This window comes from Syntrophomonas wolfei subsp. wolfei str. Goettingen G311, assembly GCF_000014725.1.
In the GTDB taxonomy this organism is placed as follows: Bacteria; Bacillota; Syntrophomonadia; order Syntrophomonadales; family Syntrophomonadaceae; genus Syntrophomonas; species Syntrophomonas wolfei.
Window position 1 is genome coordinate 479,042 of sequence record NC_008346.1, and the last position, 17,300, is coordinate 496,341.

The following is a 17,300-nucleotide window of genomic DNA, read 5'->3' on the forward strand; positions in this document are numbered from 1 at the left end:
TGTCCTCTTCTTTATTAAATATCGAGATCCATTAGCCGACTTTAACTGACTAGCTGTTGCCTATGCCGGGCACACTATTAACAAAGGGATAGACTTAAGTCTATCCCTTTGTGGTAAAGGCTAGTGTTTTTTGGCATTCTCTATGGCAGCTACCGCATCTTGGTGGAATTTCTTCAAGGATTCCTCAGCTGTCATTTTGCCTAACATAACATCGACTACCAGCTTGGCATAACGGTTTTCTTCATATAGTATTTCCGTGCCGGGGATATATCCGGATTCGAAATCAAGAGCTACCGCTGTAAAAGACTGATCAGATACTGCTTTGTACCATTCCATCTGCATGAGTTCAGTATCTTTGGCAATAGACAGGAAAGGTGATACATTACCGGAAATTTGGCACCATTCCTTGCTGATTTCAGGTCTGCACATATATTTGATGAACTTTTTGGCCTCTTCAGGATGCTTGGCATTCTTAAATAAAAAGAAACCCCCTGCTCCCGAGAAACTTCCGGAATGACCTGATGGACCATCAGGCATTTTTACGAAACCGATGTTTTGGTAGACATCAGGGAACATTTCAGCCAACAGAGTTCCGTAACCGCCCCACATAATATCCATGGCGATTTTGCCAACGCCCAATGCATTTACATCATCACCGTATTTCCAGTCCTTGGCACTAGGAGGTACTACCTTGTGTACTGTCACCAGGTCGGACATGAATTTCACCGCCGACAAATTCTCAGGGCTGTTGATAACTACATTGCCTTTTTCATCAATAACCTTGCCTCCGGCTGCTTTCATAAATCCCATCATTATCTGGCGGGTAAGGCCGCTGTCGGAAGTGAACATGCCCAAACCATAAACACCATCTTTGGTCAAGGCCTTTGACATACTCACAAGCTCATCCCAATTTTTTGGAGGTTCATTAAATCCGGCAGCCTTTAGAAGGTCTTTTCTGTATGCAAGCACGGGGGAGGCGGCACAGTTAGGCACTGCATACCAAGTATCACCTTGTTTGAATGATCCTGCAATGGGTGTGAATACTGCTTCTCCACCCAGATCTTTTATTACATCATTAATAGGCTGGATTTTTCCATTAACACCATATTGCACGGCTCTGGCGCCATCATTATACCCGATATCAGGTGTGTCACCGGACTCGAAATACTGATTCCATTTGGTATACAGGTTGTTCCAGCTTTCGACGGTCATCTCTATTTTTATGTTTGGGTTTTCTTTTTCAAATGCTGCAATATATTTTTTCCAGAAAGGGTCTTCTAACTTGGAGTCATATCCATAGGGAGGATATGAAAACTTAACCGTTATTACTTCTGTAGCAGCGTCCTTATCTGCAGACGTCCCACAACCTGCAATGATACCCATAAGCAAAGACAAGATTAACATGAGAACAACAATCTTCTTATTACTTTTGCTCAATTTTGAACCTCCTTATCAAATTGAATTTGTAGCTTCAATTAACTCAAAGCCATCCTGACAACGGTGGATTGATAATATAGGATCAGCTTCCCACCCCCAGTAATCGTGATAGACTTTTACAATAATACAGCTATTGCCCCGGGACAACATCAATCAGGTAAATTGAGGGGAAGACTGAGAACAAGCGATATCCAGAATGAATAGATATTTCGCCGGTTTGTCTGCATTCCAAATAACACTAATTCCCGGTATTTATGATTTGTTTGAAAAAATCAACACCTCCATCGCCAACGTATTCAATATCATTGTCCCAGTACAGATGGCTGGAAACCGCAATATGAGGAAAATCAATGAAACAATTGCCGGCTGATGACAGTATTTTCTTGTATAACGGATCCCCGATGATATAGTTATATCGGTGTTTATTGGCTAGCGCAGTCAAATCGTCTTCATCCTCGAGAAATATATCTCCCGCCTCTGTCAGAGCGTCATCCATGCTGAAAAACGAGGCCACGGTTACCTGGTTAATCCCGAAATCCATACCCAAACAGGTACGTATGGAATTGCCCATGACTTGCTCGCCTATTACTAGGGCATTGCGGCTGCTGGCTGGCAGAGATTCTATAGTATATGATCTTTCCATTAAACCGAGCAAGGACCGGACCTCGGCTATGAAACGGAGGGAAGGTGCGTGGCCGATAGGAATACCAGCCAGGAAAGGTATTTTGTACATTTGCTGCATATACCTGGCTGCCATAAGACCTGCATTCGAAACCACGATATTCAAATGAGCTTGGGCGGCTTTTTCTTCAATTTCCTGCAATGTTGTTCCCATGCCCCAGCAAAGAACTTCTTTGCATCCGGCTTCAACCAATTTCTCCACAAGGTTCTGCATATTGCGTTGGTTGCCGATGTCAAGCGGTGTAGCGCCGATGATATTAACAAGTTTGTTAGCAGCACTGCAAACTGGATTGATACAGCGTCTGGCCAATGCCTCAAACGCCATAGCAGCACCTTGGTCGTAATATTTCAATCCGTTGGTATTGAAAGCCAACGCAGGCAGTCCTGTTCTTTTCGAGATAATATCCGCAAGTGCTTGATAATCAGTGCCGATGACCATTGAAGCCGGGCTGCCAAGAATAGCAACAAAACTTCTTCTTAGAATGCGCACTGAATCCTCAATTTTTTTTAGCAATTTCTCATCGTCCCCAATCACTGCCTCGATCTCTCGCAGTGATGCACTTAAAATCGCAGCCGAACTGCCATACCATCGCGGTTCATCATAGTTGGTGACATTAAATGCACAACCGCCGGCATCATATACAACCACTAACCCACCCAATTCGAACAACACTGCGCATACGCCTGAATAGTCCGGGGCAAAAGGAGGCAATATCTTATACAATCCTTTCATCTATCTTCACCTCTATTATGCTAGTTCTCCAAACCGTACATCAGCTTCTTGATATCCTGAGGATTATCAAACGCCTGACATATTAGCTCTAAAAGGGACTCAATCCCTTTATATCCGTAAAGCTGAGTATCCAAGCGTAGTGGTATAGGTTTGGCGTGCGGGAAAAAATACGCTGCATCCATACCTATGGCTATATCGACTTTAAGGTTATTCTGGAGAAAATCAGTCATGGAGGGATGAGCATTGGTGAATACTACGATATCCGGGGCATGAGTCTTGAGCCAATTAATATGTTCCAGATCAATATCCAGAATCCTATTAGCGATAATATAGGGGACTTTAAAGCCATATTCAATTAAAGCCCGTGCCAGTTCATAAGTACTGTCATTCTCAATTATTTCACCAACCACTACCGTAAGAGGGCCCAGGGTAGCGTAATGACGATCAATTACTTGTCTCGCTTTCTCGCTATACCTATCAGTATCCAACTTCATACCCAGAAACTCTTCCAGTTTTTTATAGGTTCTGTTTATCGTTTCAATACTGTAGGCAGCCGGAGCATAACAGAAGGGAATATCCAAACGCTTTTTCATATACTCTGCGGCCATAAGTCCTCGCGGTTTTATAACAATATTATAGGATGAACAACCCATTTGATAGAACTCTTCCAAAGTTGAGCACTCAGCAATGTGCCTGATTTTTTCGATGCCGGCGGCTGACATGATTTTCTTGAACTCGCTGTCTTTATCCAGGGGAGGAAAACTGCCTATTATATTTATGGCATTATCTTTTTTACTTACGCGGGGAATAAAATCATAGATGGCCTGCTGAATGGTGCGTACGGGGGGCTTACTCCCTTCCATAGCTATCGGATCCATATGACACGCTTTTATCGGGATGTTATGTTTTCTTTCCAACTCCTCAGCAATGGCTTCATAATCAGATCCCAAAAGATCATCTATGCACGAAGCGCAGATCATCATGGCTTTAGGTCGGGGATCAACCTCAGCAAGTATATTAGCAGTCGCAGCAAATATTTTATCCAGATGCTGACCGTTGACTATGTCGGATTCACTCATATGCAGAAAGAAGAGTCGGTTTTTGTAGCCTTTTTGGATGCTGGTAATAGCTCCGTGACGCCCACAACCTGCAGGTGATACCAGTAGCATTACGGCTTCTGGCACTATCGATCCTATACGGGGAATACACCATCCCCCCGCACACGGAAAGCAATACTCAAGGCATCCAGAAGGCTTGACTCTTTTCCGATTGTAAAAGTTATCAATGCCAAGCTCGCAAATAGAAACGCAAAATGGCTCGTTATGCATTACTTACCCCCGCATCATTAACAATATTTGCTGCTATCTTCATAATCATTTGCGAGATATCCAGGTTAGGATCTCCCTCCACCACGGTTTTATTCTGCTGCTCGTACAATTGAATATTGCTGTCACGAGGAATATCGCCTATGACTTTCGTTCCTATTTCTCGTGCGAATTCTTGAACGATATGCTCTTCGCCGTCGATATTGCGCCGATTTAGTATTAGACCTCGCAGTCGGGCATATTTACGTTCAGCAAAACTATCAATTGCGTTTTTAATATTATTGGCAGCAAACAGCGACATTTTTTCTCCAGATGTTACAATAATGACCTCATCTGCATATCCATGCCGTATGGGCATGGCGAATCCTCCACACACGACATCACCCAGAACATCATATAAAACAAAATCTGGTTTATAAATCTCATAGGCATTTAGGTCATCCAAAATATTGAAAGTAGTAATAATGCCCCGGCCAGCACAACCAAGTCCGGGAGTAGGGCCGCCGGTCTCTACGCATGCGATGCCGTTAAAGCCCTCAACCACAATAGCCTCCAACGAGGAACATATTCCATTTCGGGCAAGATAATTCATAACTGGGGTTACGGTCAACCCGTGGGTAAGATTGATAGTTGAATCAGCCTTGGGATCACAACCAATCTGCATTACCCTATAACCCAAAAGAGAAATAGATGCCGATAAAGCACTGGCAATAGTCGATTTGCCGATTCCACCCTTCCCGTAAATAGCAATTTTCTTCATGACAGTTCTCCTCTTAGTTGTATAAAAGTATTTTGGTTTTATTAGTTTAATAAAAGTGAATTATTAAAATTAACTGCCGTTATATGATATTTAAGGATAATAATAAAAGGATTGAATAGTATTCTAAAATGAAAAAACTAGAATAATGTTGATAAAATTGTCGAAAACCGTTATTGATGATAGAATAATATAATAAATAAAATATTATGTCAATTATAATAAATTGTTATATATAAACAAGAATCGGCATTGAGCTGGGTTCCCCAAATAATTAATATTTTATTGGAGTGATTTGTCGTGGCGAAGTTGCTTTTGAAAAACATTAATAAAGTATACGAAAACAAAGTGCATGCAGTCAGAGATTTGAACATTGAGATCCATGATAAAGAGTTCCTAGTCCTTGTAGGACCATCAGGATGTGGTAAAACAACGACTTTAAGAATGATCGCCGGATTAGAAGATATCAGTTCGGGAGAGTTGTATATTGGGGATAGGATGGTTAACAATTTGGAGCCGAAAGACCGTGATATTGCAATGGTATTTCAGAATTATGCCCTATATCCGCATATGAATGTATATGAAAACATTTCTTTTGGCTTGAGGATGCGAAAGATACCGAAAAAAGAAGTTCATGAGATGGTTTTAAATATAGCTGGTATATTGGATATAGAGGATTTATTGACCAGGAAACCTGCTCAACTTTCCGGTGGACAGCGGCAGCGGGTTGCCTTGGGGCGTGCCATAATCAGGGAACCCCAGGTTTTCTTGATGGATGAACCACTTTCCAATCTTGATGCCAAGCTTCGGGTGCAGATGCGTTCGGAGATTATTAAGTTACACAATAAAATAAATACAACTTTTATTTATGTCACCCATGACCAGATTGAGGCAATGACCATGGGTTCCAGAATCGCGATCATGAAAGACGGAATCATTCAGCAGATTGATACACCTATAAACATTTATAACAAGCCCGCCAACACTTTTGTAGCCAGTTTTATCGGCTCACCCCAAATGAATCTATTGGATGCTACAGTCGTTGAACAGGATGGAGAGTTAAAATTAGCCTTTGCCGATGCGGTGCGTTGTATAAATGCGAACCAACAACTGGTTCTTAAGAAAAGTAATTATGTCGGCAAGCAGATTGTTTTCGGCATTCGTGTAGAAAATGTCAGTCTTGAAAGGAAAGGCTATATGCTGCCTTTCAGAGGGTCTGTGGAAGTAATCGAAAGGCCTGGATCTGAAACTTATACTTATATTAGTACACAATTGGGTACTATCGTCAGTAAGATGCCAATCGATACAAATATTAAGATTGATGATAATATTATGGTCTATTTTGATGACAATAAAGGATTTATGTTTGATAAAGAGACGAATTGTATAATTCGATAGAAATGTATCCATTTTAGTTTATCGGTTACAACAATCTTTGCCTAAGACGATTAGGCCAGTGGATAATGAGTTTGCCTTCTGGCGGAGTCAAGATTTTGCTGGTTACTTGCAGCTCTGGAAGATGGCAAGGAGATCCCGGAGACCGGCAAAGAAGACGATTACTCAGATTATCTACCCTCTATTCATAAAATAGGAATGGGGGTGGTTTTTATTTTGCCTAAAAGTCCATCCATAATAGAGCCGTTCCTGCGTTATAGTAGAGCGGCTTTTATCATTTTGCGGTGGGTATTTATCAGGCCCTGTCCTAATAAAGCAGCTTCAACAATAAATCTTTTTCAATTTTGCTCAAGCATGAATTACCCTCCAATTTACATTTTTCCAATGACCGTAATATGTTTATGGTCGACTATTGACGCCAATTTTCGTTTAGGCTACAATCAAATTAATTATAACAGGGAATATAATATATAACAAAATATTATTATATATTCATCCATTAAAATTGGGAAGTTCTAAGTACAGAAGGGGGAATTTTGTTTTATGTTAGACGAATTTATGCAAGGATTTGCCAGTGCCAGAGAAGTGAACCTATTGCGTATAAAAGAGGCCAAGGAGAATGGCAGAAAAGTAGTGGGAATTTATTGCACTTATTGCCCCCAGGAACTAATTTTGGCGGCAGGAGCAATTCCAGTAGGGCTTTGCGGGATGAGTGAGAACCCTATAGCTGCTGCGGAGGAAACTTTGCCGCGCAATCTCTGCCCTTTAATAAAATCTTCTTACGGATTTGCGGCCACTGATACCTGCCCATTCTTTCACTTTTCCGATTTAATCGTTGGGGAAACCACCTGTGACGGTAAAAAGAAGATGTTTGAAATTATGCAGGACTTGAAACCGGTGCACGTTATGCAGCTTCCTCATCTTAATAACACTGAGGCATCATTTGAACTGTGGGTGGAAGAAGTACGGTGCTTGAAAAAACGCCTGGAAAAAGAATTGCAGGTTACCATAAGTGACCAGGATATATGGAGGGCCGTAGAAGTTATCAACCAGGAAAAACAGGCAATTAAGGCCATGTTCGATCTGAATCGAGCTGATCCGCCACCTCTAAGCGGGATGGAGATGCTCACTGCTGCCTGGTCCCGCAGCTTCAGTAGCGATAAAGGGGAGCTGATCGACAACCTGAATGGACTGGTCCGGGAGGTTGCCAATCAGACTAATAACCGGCAAGTAAAGGCGCCAAGGGTACTGCTGACCGGCTGCCCGGTGGGTCTGGGTACGGAAAAAGTTATCCGTCTGAGCGAAGAATTGGGAGCCTATATCGTCGCCATGGAAAACTGCTCCGGCTACAAGACCCTGGAACTGCAGACTGCTACTAATGGCGCGGATCCTATTGTGGCTCTGGCAGAAAAATATATGGCTATACCCTGCTCCTGCATGAGCCCCAATCCCTACCGGCTGAAGTTAATAGATAACATGATCGATGATTTCCGGGTGGATGCGGTTATCGACCTGACCTGGCAGGCTTGTCATACCTATAATATTGAAGCTTTTGAAGTAGGCAAACTGGTGAAGTCCAAGGGACTTCCTTATCTGCACCTTGAAAGTGACTACTCCAATTCGGACCTGGAGAGTCTCAAGGTTCGCATAGAAGCAATGCTGGAGATGGTAGAAAAATGATAGTAATAGGTATTGATATAGGTTCGGTGGCTGCTAAAGGTTATATTATCAGCAGTGGCAACCATCACCGAGCTATGATTCCTACCGGATGGAGCCCCCGCGAGGCAGGGCAGGCGATAATCGACCAACTCCTTGAGGCATCGGGATTAGAGCGGAATCAGGTAGAACAGATATATGTCACAGGTTATGGCCGGGTAGCTTTTGAGCATGCGGATAAAACTGTTACGGAGATCAAATGTCATGCCCGGGGGGTCGCTGAACTCTATCCTGAGATCCGCACCATCATCGATATCGGGGGCCAGGACAGCAAGGTGATCAGCACCGGAGAAAAGGGCCAGGTGTTGGATTTTGCCATGAACGATAAATGTGCTGCGGGAACCGGACGCTTCTTACAGGTTATGGCTACTGCCCTGGGGCTGGATGTCAGTGAACTGGGGGATGCTGAGGATCCTGGCCAGATGCAAACGATCAGCAGTATGTGCACGGTATTTGCTGAATCGGAAATAATCGGGTCGCTGGCTCGGGGTAATCCCAAAGGTGGGATTATCGCCGGGCTGCACCAATCGGTAGGAAAAAGAGTAGCGGCTATGGCACGACGTATGGGGATCAGGGAACAGGTAGCTTTCACCGGCGGGGTGGCAATCAACCCGGGAGTCAAGCGTGCGCTGGAGGAAGAGATCGGAACTAGAATTATTGTACCCGAAGCTTGCCAATACACTGGTGCTCTTGGTGCAGCTTTATTGGCATGGGAAACTCTTAGACGGGATTTGTGAAGATTACCATGGCAACCAGGTTGTTTTCGGAAAGCAATATGCGCTATAGAAGAGGAGGAATTGTAAATGGCTGATTACCAGCAAATGTGGGCCAATCTGGGTATGGACCTGGAGAAACATGACGTTCTGTGTGAGGTTTTACCTGAGGCTTTTGGAGGAGTTTACCTCACCCAGCAAGATCGTCCCAAGGGTATGGACTTCTATGATTTCGTGGTATCCGAGATTCACGGGGTCAGGCCGGCAGAGATGCTTCAACATCAAAAAGAGGGCGGGAAGGTGTTCGGAACCTTCTGCGTATATGTCCCGGATGAGGTGGTCTTTGCCGCTGGCGGAATTGCAGCAGGGCTTTGCGGGGGATCACAGTTCTGGGTATCCGGCGGAGAAAAAGTTCTGCCGGCCAACACCTGTCCGCTTATTAAAGCTTCCGTAGGAGCGAGACTGGATAAAACCTGTCCCTTCTTTCTAATTCCCGACATGTATGTGGCTGAGAATACCTGCGATGGCAAGAAGAAAGCCTGGGAGATACTGGCTGGTGAAGTACCTATGCACATCATCGATATCCCGCAGATGAAACGAGAACGGGATGTCGCTGCCTTTGCAGCTGAAATAAGGGATTTCATCGGAGTGGTAGAAAAAGTCACCGGCAAGAAGATTAACGCCGAATCTCTGGGTGAGGCCATTAAACTGATAAACAACAAACGCAGGGCTTTGCAGCGGGTTTACAATGCCCGAAAAGCTTCACCGGTGCCCATCAGCGGTAAAGACGCTCTCCTGGTTACCCAGATCAACTTCTACGATGATCCCGCACGGGCAGCGCAGATGGCCAATAACCTGGCTGACGAACTGGAGCAACGGATTAATAACGGAACCGGTGTTTTTCCGGAAAACGCCCCGCGTATCATGATAAGTGGGACGCCAATGGCCATACCCAATTGGAAGCTGCATCACATTGTAGAGAGTCTTGGGGCAGCAATCGTGGTGGAAGAATCATGTACCGGCACCCGCTATTTCGAAAACCTGGTTGATGAGACAGCAAGCACTTTGGATGAGCAGATTCGGGCACTGGCCGAAAGATATATGAAAACCAACTGTGCTTGTTTCACACCGAATTCCGCCAGGATAGATGATATAATTCGCCTGGCCGATGAATACAAGGTGGATGGCATTATTGATACTAATCTGCAGTTCTGCAATCTTTATTCTACTGAAAGTTATCTGATCAAACAGGTTATGACCGAGCGTAATCTACCCATAATACACATCGAGACGGATTACAGCGAGCAGGATTTTGAACAGCTTCGAACCAGAGTAGAAGCTTTTCTGGAGATGCTGAGGAAGTAGGTTTTTAAGCTGGATAGTGGTAGCTATGATTGGTATGTATTATTCCCCAATCATCATGCGGGGTTGCGTCTTAAGCAAGAACTTGACGGGCAAGACATCAAAGCCAGGATTTCTCCAACCCCGCGAGAGGCCAGTAAGAGCTGCGGTATTTCCTTGATCGTGGATGAAGGCGACCTTCCGTTGATTAAGCAAATCATTGCGGAAAATAATATTGAGATCCTCAAGATCGTCTCTCTAGCCAGGAAGGAGTGGAAATATCGCAGCACTTGAGCATTCAGGCTTATTAATCTCCACGCAGTTCCGTTGGATTTTTTTCTTAACCGGATTGCCGAACAGGCGGGTAAGCAGGGGTAATTGCTCTATTTCACCATCGTTTATGCGCTGCGTTCTTATCCAGGGGTTTTTGCAGCACCATATCAGAAGGAAATTGCCGGAAGCTGAAAAAAGACATCAGAATATTATTGAGATCCAATTTACATTTTTCCAATGACCGTAATATGCTTATGTCGACCATTGACGCAAATTCTCGTTTAAGCTACAATCATATTAATTATGATGGGGAATATAATACATAATAAATTGTTATTATTAAGGGGGTATGAATTTAAGGAAACTAAAATCGACCCTGGCAATTAACAAGGAATAAGGGCGTTTTAATTAGCTGATGATGGTATTTAGTCGATCGTTGTTTGGTTAAAGGTCAGGAAATCAATATTTAACATGGGGAGGAAAGAGAATTGAAAAAAACCATTTCACTGCTGGTAGTTATTTTATTGATGACAACCCTGATGACTGGGTGTACAAAGCAAACAACTACAACTGATAAAGAAGTTAAAGAGGTTGCTGATTACAAAATTGGAGTAGTTACTCCAACATTGTCAACCAGCGAAGACGAGTTTAGAGCTGCCGATCAAATGGCCAAAAAGTACCCTGACATTGTTAAACATATTACTTTGCCGGAAAATTTCTCTACTGAGATTGAGACAGGCTTAAGTCAAATTACCTCTCTGGCGGATGATCCGAAAATGAAAGCTATCATTGTAATATCTGGACAAGCCGGTTTATTGCCAGCTCTGCAAAAGGTGGAAGAAAAAAGACCGGAAATTATCACTATGACTGCTCCTATATGGGATGATCCCGCCTTGATGTCAAAATATGTAGACATTAACCTGGATACGGACTGGGTAAGAAGAGGCATCACTATTGCCCAAAAGGCTCATGAGATAGGTGACAAAACTATGATTCATTATTCATTCCCTACTCATCTGGCCAAGGAAGTAATCTCCCAAAGAAAAGATGCCATGGAGAAGACTTGCAAAGAATTGGGCATGCAGTGGGTTGAAGTTGTTACTCCCGATCCCCAAACCGGCAACGGCACCGGACCGATGCTTCAATTCCTGAGGGAAGATATTCCCCGGCAAATAGCTAAATATGGGCCGGACACCAATATATTTGGCACTAATTGTCCTATGTATGATGTAATAATTGATGAAGCATTTAAACTAAAGTATACGGTAGTTGAGCAATGCTGCCCGACACCCCTGCAGGCCTACCCAACCGTATTGGGCTTGCAGATTTCAGAAGCCGATGCCTGGAATTTTTCCAAAGTCAATAGTATGATCTCGGAAAAAGCTGCTGCGGCCGGAATGACAGGCAGATTAGGCGGATGGCAAGTGCCGGCCACGGTATTCATGCCCCAGTTTGCAGTTGAGCTGGCCAAGAAAGTGATAGAAGATCCCAGCTTTAATTACAAAGATGTCAATAAGCTGAATCAGTTTGCCAAGGAAGTTATGGGCAGTGAAGTCAGCTTCAGCAAGTTCAAAGCTAAAGCCGATAGTCCTGAGCTTGATAATTACTTTGTTATGATTATGAAAACTATACTATACTAACTGCTAATACCATCGTTCAGGCTGTCTTATTATATATAAAGACAGCCTGACTTCTTTTTTATTATAGTAAACTTTTTATTTATTGAAGTATCGGAGTAATCAATGGAAAACATTTTAGAAATAGTCAATCTAAATAAAAGCTATAATGGTATTCCTGCTTTGAGCAATATTAATTTATCCGTAAAAGCCGGGGAAATACACGGTATTGTAGGGGCTAACGGGTCAGGCAAGACTACCTTGATGAATATTTTGTTTGGGAACCCTATTATTCATGAAACCGGCGGATATCAAGGACAAATATTTTTTAAGGGAAATAGAGTAAACTTCAAAAATTGTGCAGAGGCAATTCGCCAGGGGATTGGTATGGTTCACCAGGAATTTGCTTTAATTCCAGATATGACGGTAGGGGAAAATATCAAGCTGGGCCGAGAAAATACACACTCTCTTACTGATCGCTTGTTTGGCAGGAAATATTCTTTTATTGACTGGAAACAAGACTATGAAAATGCCTGGCAGACCTTGAAAAGACTGGGAATAAGTGTAGCTGTAGGTATTAAAATCATGGATCTATCCGTAAACATCAGACAGTTTATTGAGATAGCCCGGGAAATTGATCGTAGCGACTTGAAACTGTTGATATTGGATGAGCCAACTGCGGTTCTTAATAAAAACGATGGTTTAAAGCTGATCGAAATTCTAAAGGATATGTCTAACAGTGAAATCGGAATAATATTCATTTCACACCGATTGGAAGAGGTACAATATGTATGCGATAAAGTAAGTGTTTTACGGGATGGCAAACTGGTTTCCCAGTATGCAAAAGGTAATATCTATGTAAATGATTTAGCCCAGGACATGATCGGACATACGATAAATAAAGCAGCAGCAGAAAAAAGAGAGATTAAAAATAAGCCGCTTATAACATTTAAAGATTTTTCCGTAGAAATGCCGGGCGAAGAAGTAAAAAATCTTAATTTAAGTGTGTATAAAGGTGAAATACTAGGTTTGACCAGCTTGTCAGGACATGGCAAATTGGCCCTGGGTTATGGCATGATGGACATGTATCCTGTAGATGGAGAAGTATATTATGAAAATAAAAAGATAGTGAAGATGAACGCCAGGACAAATATCATCAAAGGCATGTATGTATTGCCGGATGATAGACAAGGATTGGGTATTTTGGCTGATCAATCTTTGGAAAGCAATATAGTCTTTACGGGCAATCAGATCAAAAATATGTTTATCAGGAATTCTGCCTTTAACTTTTTAGGTTTTATTGATCACCACAAAACCAACCTTCATGTTTATAAAATGATGCTGGATCTTGATATAAAATGCACTTCCATTAAACAAAAGGTAAAAGAATTAAGCGGCGGTAACCAGCAAAAAGTCTGTATTGCCAGGGCATTGACGGTAGATCCCAAGCTGTTGTTTGTAGCAGAGCCAACACGAGGCATTGACATCTCGGCCAAGGAAAAAATATTGAATATGTTGATAGAGATCAATCGCACCAGAAATACGACCATAATTATTGCCTCCAGTGAATTAGATGAATTGAAACGGGTATGTGATCGAATTGCGGTCATGGTTGAAGGAAAAATATTTAAAATATTATCCCCTGATTCCCCTGATGTAGATTTTGGATTAGTGTTATCAGGGGAAGAAGAGGTAGACTGTGAAAAATTATAGATTAAAACCGCCCCAGATCATTATTTCTGCTTTTTTAATACTGTTAATTGCTCTTTCGTATATTTTGCATATGGATTTAGTTGTTCTGTTGAACCAATCCATGGTCAAGCTTGTCATGAATGGTGTGCTGGTGCTTTCACTTATACCCATGCTTAATGTGGGAGCCGGGATGAATTTTGGTCTTCCAGTAGGCATTATTGGCGGCCTGGTAGGTATGTGCCTGGCAGTTAATTTTAGAATGACCGGATTTTACGGATTTTTTATGTCGATATTGTTTACTCTGATGATTTGTACACTGCTGGGTTGGATTTACGGCTTGATTTTAAACAGAGTAAAAGGCAGGGAAGAAATAGCAGGTACCTTTATCGGATTCTCTTTTATTCCGCTTATGAACTATTTTTGGACACTGGCCCCCTTCCAAAACCGCGAAATGCTTTATCCCATAGGCGGACAAGGTCTAAGACCAAAAATCAGTCTGGAAAACTATTTTAACCACATTTTAGATAACTTTGGCTTGATAAGCATTGGTAATATTGAAATACCGGTAGGCTTAATCTTCGTTTATGCAATTATTTGTTTGTTTTTGTATTTGTATTTTCGTACTAAAATCGGCCGGGCAACTATTGCTGTGGGCGAAAACGAGGCGTTTGCAAAACTGTCCGGGATAAATATATCCCAAACCCGTCTGATTGCCATTATTATTTCCACAATTATTGCCGGTTTTGGGATTTGTATATATGCTCAAAGCTACGGCTTCATTCAGCTTTATGATGAACCCCTGTCAATGGCTTTCCCTGCTGTTTCCGCTATACTGATAGGCGGCAGCACCGGCAAAAAAACTTTTATATTCGAGGCGATTTTAGGCACATATTTGCTGCAGTCCATGTATTTACTGAGTGTTCCTATTGCCAATGAAATACTGGTGCCGGAGCTGACGGAAATTTTAAGAAGTTTCATTACCTATGGCATCATTCTATATGCACTGCTGGTAAGAGAAAGGCGGGGGATCAACAGTTGAGAATAAAAGAGGAAGCAAGCAGACTGTTAGATAGTGAGTATATGGTCCCGGCAATATTCATAATCCTTTCCTATTTTGCATGGCAATTTTCCGGGCTTACCGGTAGTTTTGTATTTAATCAGGTGGTAACCAGGTTTATCAGAGACGGCATATTGGTATTATCACTTATTATTCCGGTAGTGGCCGGTATGGGCCTTAACTTTGCCATTACTGTTGGCGCCATGGCCATTCAAACAGCATTATTAATAGTAATCGGTTATCAGGTAGAGGGTATAAAAGGGATATTACTGGCAATTATTATCGGAGTATTTTTATCGCTTGTATTGGGATATGTTATAGGTCGTATTTTAAACAGGGTAAAAGGAAAAGAAATGATCACTACGATTATAATAGGGTTTTTGTTTAACAGCATTTATCAATTAATTTTTTTGGTGGGCTTCGGGACAGTTATTCCGGTAGCCAACAAAGAGATAATACTTACGCGGGGAATAGGGGTAAGAAATACAGTTGATTTGGGAATGTATCGCAATACCATTGACAAATTCGGACTGTTTAAAATTGGCGAACTGGAAATACCACTATTCATGATAATTGTAGTGCTTTTGTTCGCTGCAATTATATTTTATATTTTACACACCCGTTTTGGGCAGGAAGTCAAAGCGGTAGGCTCCGATAGGCAAACCAGTGAAATCCTGGGAATTAATACTAATATGATTAGAATAAAAGTAATGATCCTATCAACCATTCTGGCTGCATTCGGGCAACTGGCCTACCTACAGAATATTGGGATGTTTGATGTCTATACCGCACATATGAATGCGGATATTATTTCCTGCGCAGCGCTTCTGGCCGGTGGAGCGAGTATCAAGAAGGCTAAAATCAGACATGCACTAATGGGAATTTTTTTATTTCATACCCTTTTTATTGTTTCGCCCCAGGCAGGACAGAATCTATTTAACAATGCCGCATTGGGCGAATACTTTCGGAGTTTTGTAGCTTATGGAACCATTGCTTTGGCTTTAATCTTAAATATTAAGAATGAAAATAAATTCAGTTAAGCCCATTGACATGATCTTGTCTAATTACCCTTCTGACATTTTCCCTAATGTGCAATTCGAATACTGGAGCAGGTTCTTGATTACCAAAAGAATGGGTATCAGGTAATAGCCATAATAGGAGTTGATGGTAGCCCTTCAGGCGGAGTCGGGCAGACTTGCTCGTCCAAAAGCAGGGAGGAGAATTAGCCAACTGTCAGAATAATGAAGAAATTATAGGGGGCAGTTTGTGTTCCAATATTTCAGTTTGCCTTAATTCATTTCTTGTTTATCTAACCTTTGAATTTAAGACTATTTAACATTCTTAAATATTCAAAATGAGTATAGTAAATATAAATAATAGTTGCATTGAATTTAAAGGAAAGTTATCATATAAATTAAAATAACTTATACTATGCAATATAAAACTTAAAAATTATGATTCGGGAGGTTGTTTTATGAATGCTGTCCCCAAGGATGAAATGACACCGCTCGAAAGAATGGCCGCTTTTGCCGCAGGCAAGCCGTATGACCGGATTCCCTGCAGCAGTTTTAGCGGTGAAACTGCCTGCCATTTTATCGGAACCACGGTATCAGAGTACCGTCATTCCGCTAAATTGATGGCTAGAGTGGAAACGGTTACATATAAGATGTTTGGTCATGACGGTGCCGGAGTCGGCCCAGGATTCCTGGCCCTGGCCGAAGCCATGGGAACCGAACTAAAATATCCGGAAGACAATATACCCTTCGTGGCCAATCCTGTTCTGAAAAACTGGGATGATTTTGATAAGCTGGAACCCGCTGACCCTCATAAGGATGGAAAGTTGCCCATCTATTTAGAAGCCCTGGCCATGATCAAGGATGCTATCGGGGATGAAGTTCCAATAGGTAGTAGTGTCGGGGGACCATTTACCACTGCCGCATTAGTCAGAGGAACCGAGAATTTTCTGAAGGACTTGCGGCGTAATCCGGAGATGGCTCATCGTCTGCTACAACTGGTTACTAATACTACCTTGAATTATATAGATGCAGTAATGGATATGGGCTGTAGCGTAAGTATTGGCGACCCGACCGCATCGGGAAGCCTGCTAAGTGTTAAACAGTTTAGAGAATTCGCCAAACCTTACCTTTCTAAACTGGCAGATCGGGTAATAGAGCGGACCGGCAAAGGCCCAATGCTGCATATTTGTGGTGATTCAACTCCTATTTGGTCGGATATGGCCGATACCGGAGCGCCAACCCTCAGCCTGGACAATGTTATCGATTTGGCTGAAGCCAAAAAGGTGGTGGGGGAACGGGTTTGTATTATGGGCAATGTTAAACCGATTGATACCATTATGAAAGGAAGCCATCAACAGATCGAGGCCGAAGTTAAGGAATGTCTGCGCAAGGCCTATGACAGCCCCAAAGGCTTTATTCTGGCGGTCGGTTGCCAGGTCCCACTGGGAACTACAGCCGATAATTTTATGTGTTTTATGAATGCCGCTCGTAAATATGGGCGATATCCATTAAACCCGGATAATTTTATTTAATTACATATGGAGGTGT

At 42.4% G+C, this 17,300-nt stretch carries 14 protein-coding genes; 10 read left to right on the plus strand and 4 right to left on the minus strand.

Annotated elements, in window-relative coordinates:
• Nucleotides 1-120 precede the first annotated feature (120 nt).
• The 4 genes from SWOL_RS02065 to SWOL_RS02080 all read right to left on the minus strand — a co-directional run bounded on the left by SWOL_RS02065 (nucleotide 121) and on the right by SWOL_RS02080 (nucleotide 4,936).
• Nucleotides 121-1,437, minus strand: coding sequence for an ABC transporter substrate-binding protein (locus SWOL_RS02065; protein ID WP_011639851.1), 1,317 nt, complete (start codon nucleotides 1,435-1,437; stop codon nucleotides 121-123).
• A gap of 238 nt (nucleotides 1,438-1,675) precedes the next feature.
• Entirely contained in the window at nucleotides 1,676-2,851 is a 1,176-nt protein-coding gene (locus SWOL_RS02070) for a nitrogenase component 1 (RefSeq protein WP_011639852.1), read from the minus strand.
• Between the two features lie 20 nt (nucleotides 2,852-2,871).
• Nucleotides 2,872-4,035, minus strand: coding sequence for a nitrogenase component 1 (locus tag SWOL_RS02075; RefSeq protein WP_041427282.1), 1,164 nt, complete (start codon nucleotides 4,033-4,035; stop codon nucleotides 2,872-2,874).
• 136 nt (nucleotides 4,036-4,171) lie between these two features.
• Complete coding sequence (locus SWOL_RS02080; protein ID WP_011639854.1) at nucleotides 4,172-4,936, minus strand: nucleotide-binding protein; 765 nt, start codon at nucleotides 4,934-4,936, stop codon at nucleotides 4,172-4,174.
• Between the two features lie 297 nt (nucleotides 4,937-5,233).
• Between SWOL_RS02080 and SWOL_RS02085 the strand changes: the two genes are divergently transcribed.
• The 10 genes from SWOL_RS02085 to SWOL_RS02130 all read left to right on the plus strand — a co-directional run bounded on the left by SWOL_RS02085 (nucleotide 5,234) and on the right by SWOL_RS02130 (nucleotide 17,284).
• Nucleotides 5,234-6,331 (plus strand): ABC transporter ATP-binding protein, encoded by a 1,098-nt coding sequence (locus tag SWOL_RS02085; protein ID WP_011639855.1) that lies wholly within the window; start codon nucleotides 5,234-5,236, stop codon nucleotides 6,329-6,331.
• Nucleotides 6,332-6,871: 540 nt separating this feature from the next.
• Nucleotides 6,872-8,008 carry a double-cubane-cluster-containing anaerobic reductase gene (locus SWOL_RS02090; RefSeq protein WP_011639856.1) on the plus strand — a complete coding sequence of 379 codons (1,137 nt, stop codon included), beginning with the start codon at nucleotides 6,872-6,874 and terminating at the stop codon, nucleotides 8,006-8,008.
• Complete coding sequence (locus SWOL_RS02095) at nucleotides 8,005-8,781, plus strand: acyl-CoA dehydratase activase (protein ID WP_011639857.1); 777 nt, start codon at nucleotides 8,005-8,007, stop codon at nucleotides 8,779-8,781. Before SWOL_RS02090 ends, SWOL_RS02095 begins: the two co-directional genes overlap by 4 nt.
• A gap of 66 nt (nucleotides 8,782-8,847) precedes the next feature.
• Nucleotides 8,848-10,122, plus strand: a complete 1,275-nt coding sequence (locus tag SWOL_RS02100) for a double-cubane-cluster-containing anaerobic reductase (protein ID WP_011639858.1) — start codon at nucleotides 8,848-8,850, stop codon at nucleotides 10,120-10,122.
• 9 nt (nucleotides 10,123-10,131) lie between these two features.
• Complete coding sequence (locus SWOL_RS02105) at nucleotides 10,132-10,392, plus strand: putative Se/S carrier protein (RefSeq protein ID WP_041427284.1); 261 nt, start codon at nucleotides 10,132-10,134, stop codon at nucleotides 10,390-10,392.
• A 467-nt stretch (nucleotides 10,393-10,859) separates the two neighbouring features.
• Entirely contained in the window at nucleotides 10,860-12,011 is a 1,152-nt protein-coding gene (locus tag SWOL_RS02110) for a DUF3798 domain-containing protein (RefSeq protein ID WP_011639859.1), read from the plus strand.
• Between the two features lie 102 nt (nucleotides 12,012-12,113).
• Nucleotides 12,114-13,700, plus strand: a complete 1,587-nt coding sequence (locus SWOL_RS02115) for a sugar ABC transporter ATP-binding protein (RefSeq protein WP_011639860.1) — start codon at nucleotides 12,114-12,116, stop codon at nucleotides 13,698-13,700.
• On the plus strand, nucleotides 13,687-14,718 hold the full coding sequence (locus tag SWOL_RS02120) for an ABC transporter permease subunit (protein ID WP_011639861.1): 1,032 nt from the start codon (nucleotides 13,687-13,689) through the stop codon (nucleotides 14,716-14,718). Before SWOL_RS02115 ends, SWOL_RS02120 begins: the two co-directional genes overlap by 14 nt.
• Nucleotides 14,715-15,776: an ABC transporter permease subunit gene (locus SWOL_RS02125; RefSeq protein ID WP_049750083.1), complete on the plus strand. Its 1,062-nt coding sequence runs from the start codon at nucleotides 14,715-14,717 to the stop codon at nucleotides 15,774-15,776. The genes SWOL_RS02120 and SWOL_RS02125 overlap by 4 nt, the downstream gene beginning before the upstream one ends.
• A 434-nt stretch (nucleotides 15,777-16,210) precedes the next feature.
• Nucleotides 16,211-17,284 (plus strand): uroporphyrinogen decarboxylase family protein, encoded by a 1,074-nt coding sequence (locus SWOL_RS02130; RefSeq protein ID WP_011639863.1) that lies wholly within the window; start codon nucleotides 16,211-16,213, stop codon nucleotides 17,282-17,284.
• Nucleotides 17,285-17,300 lie beyond the last annotated feature (16 nt).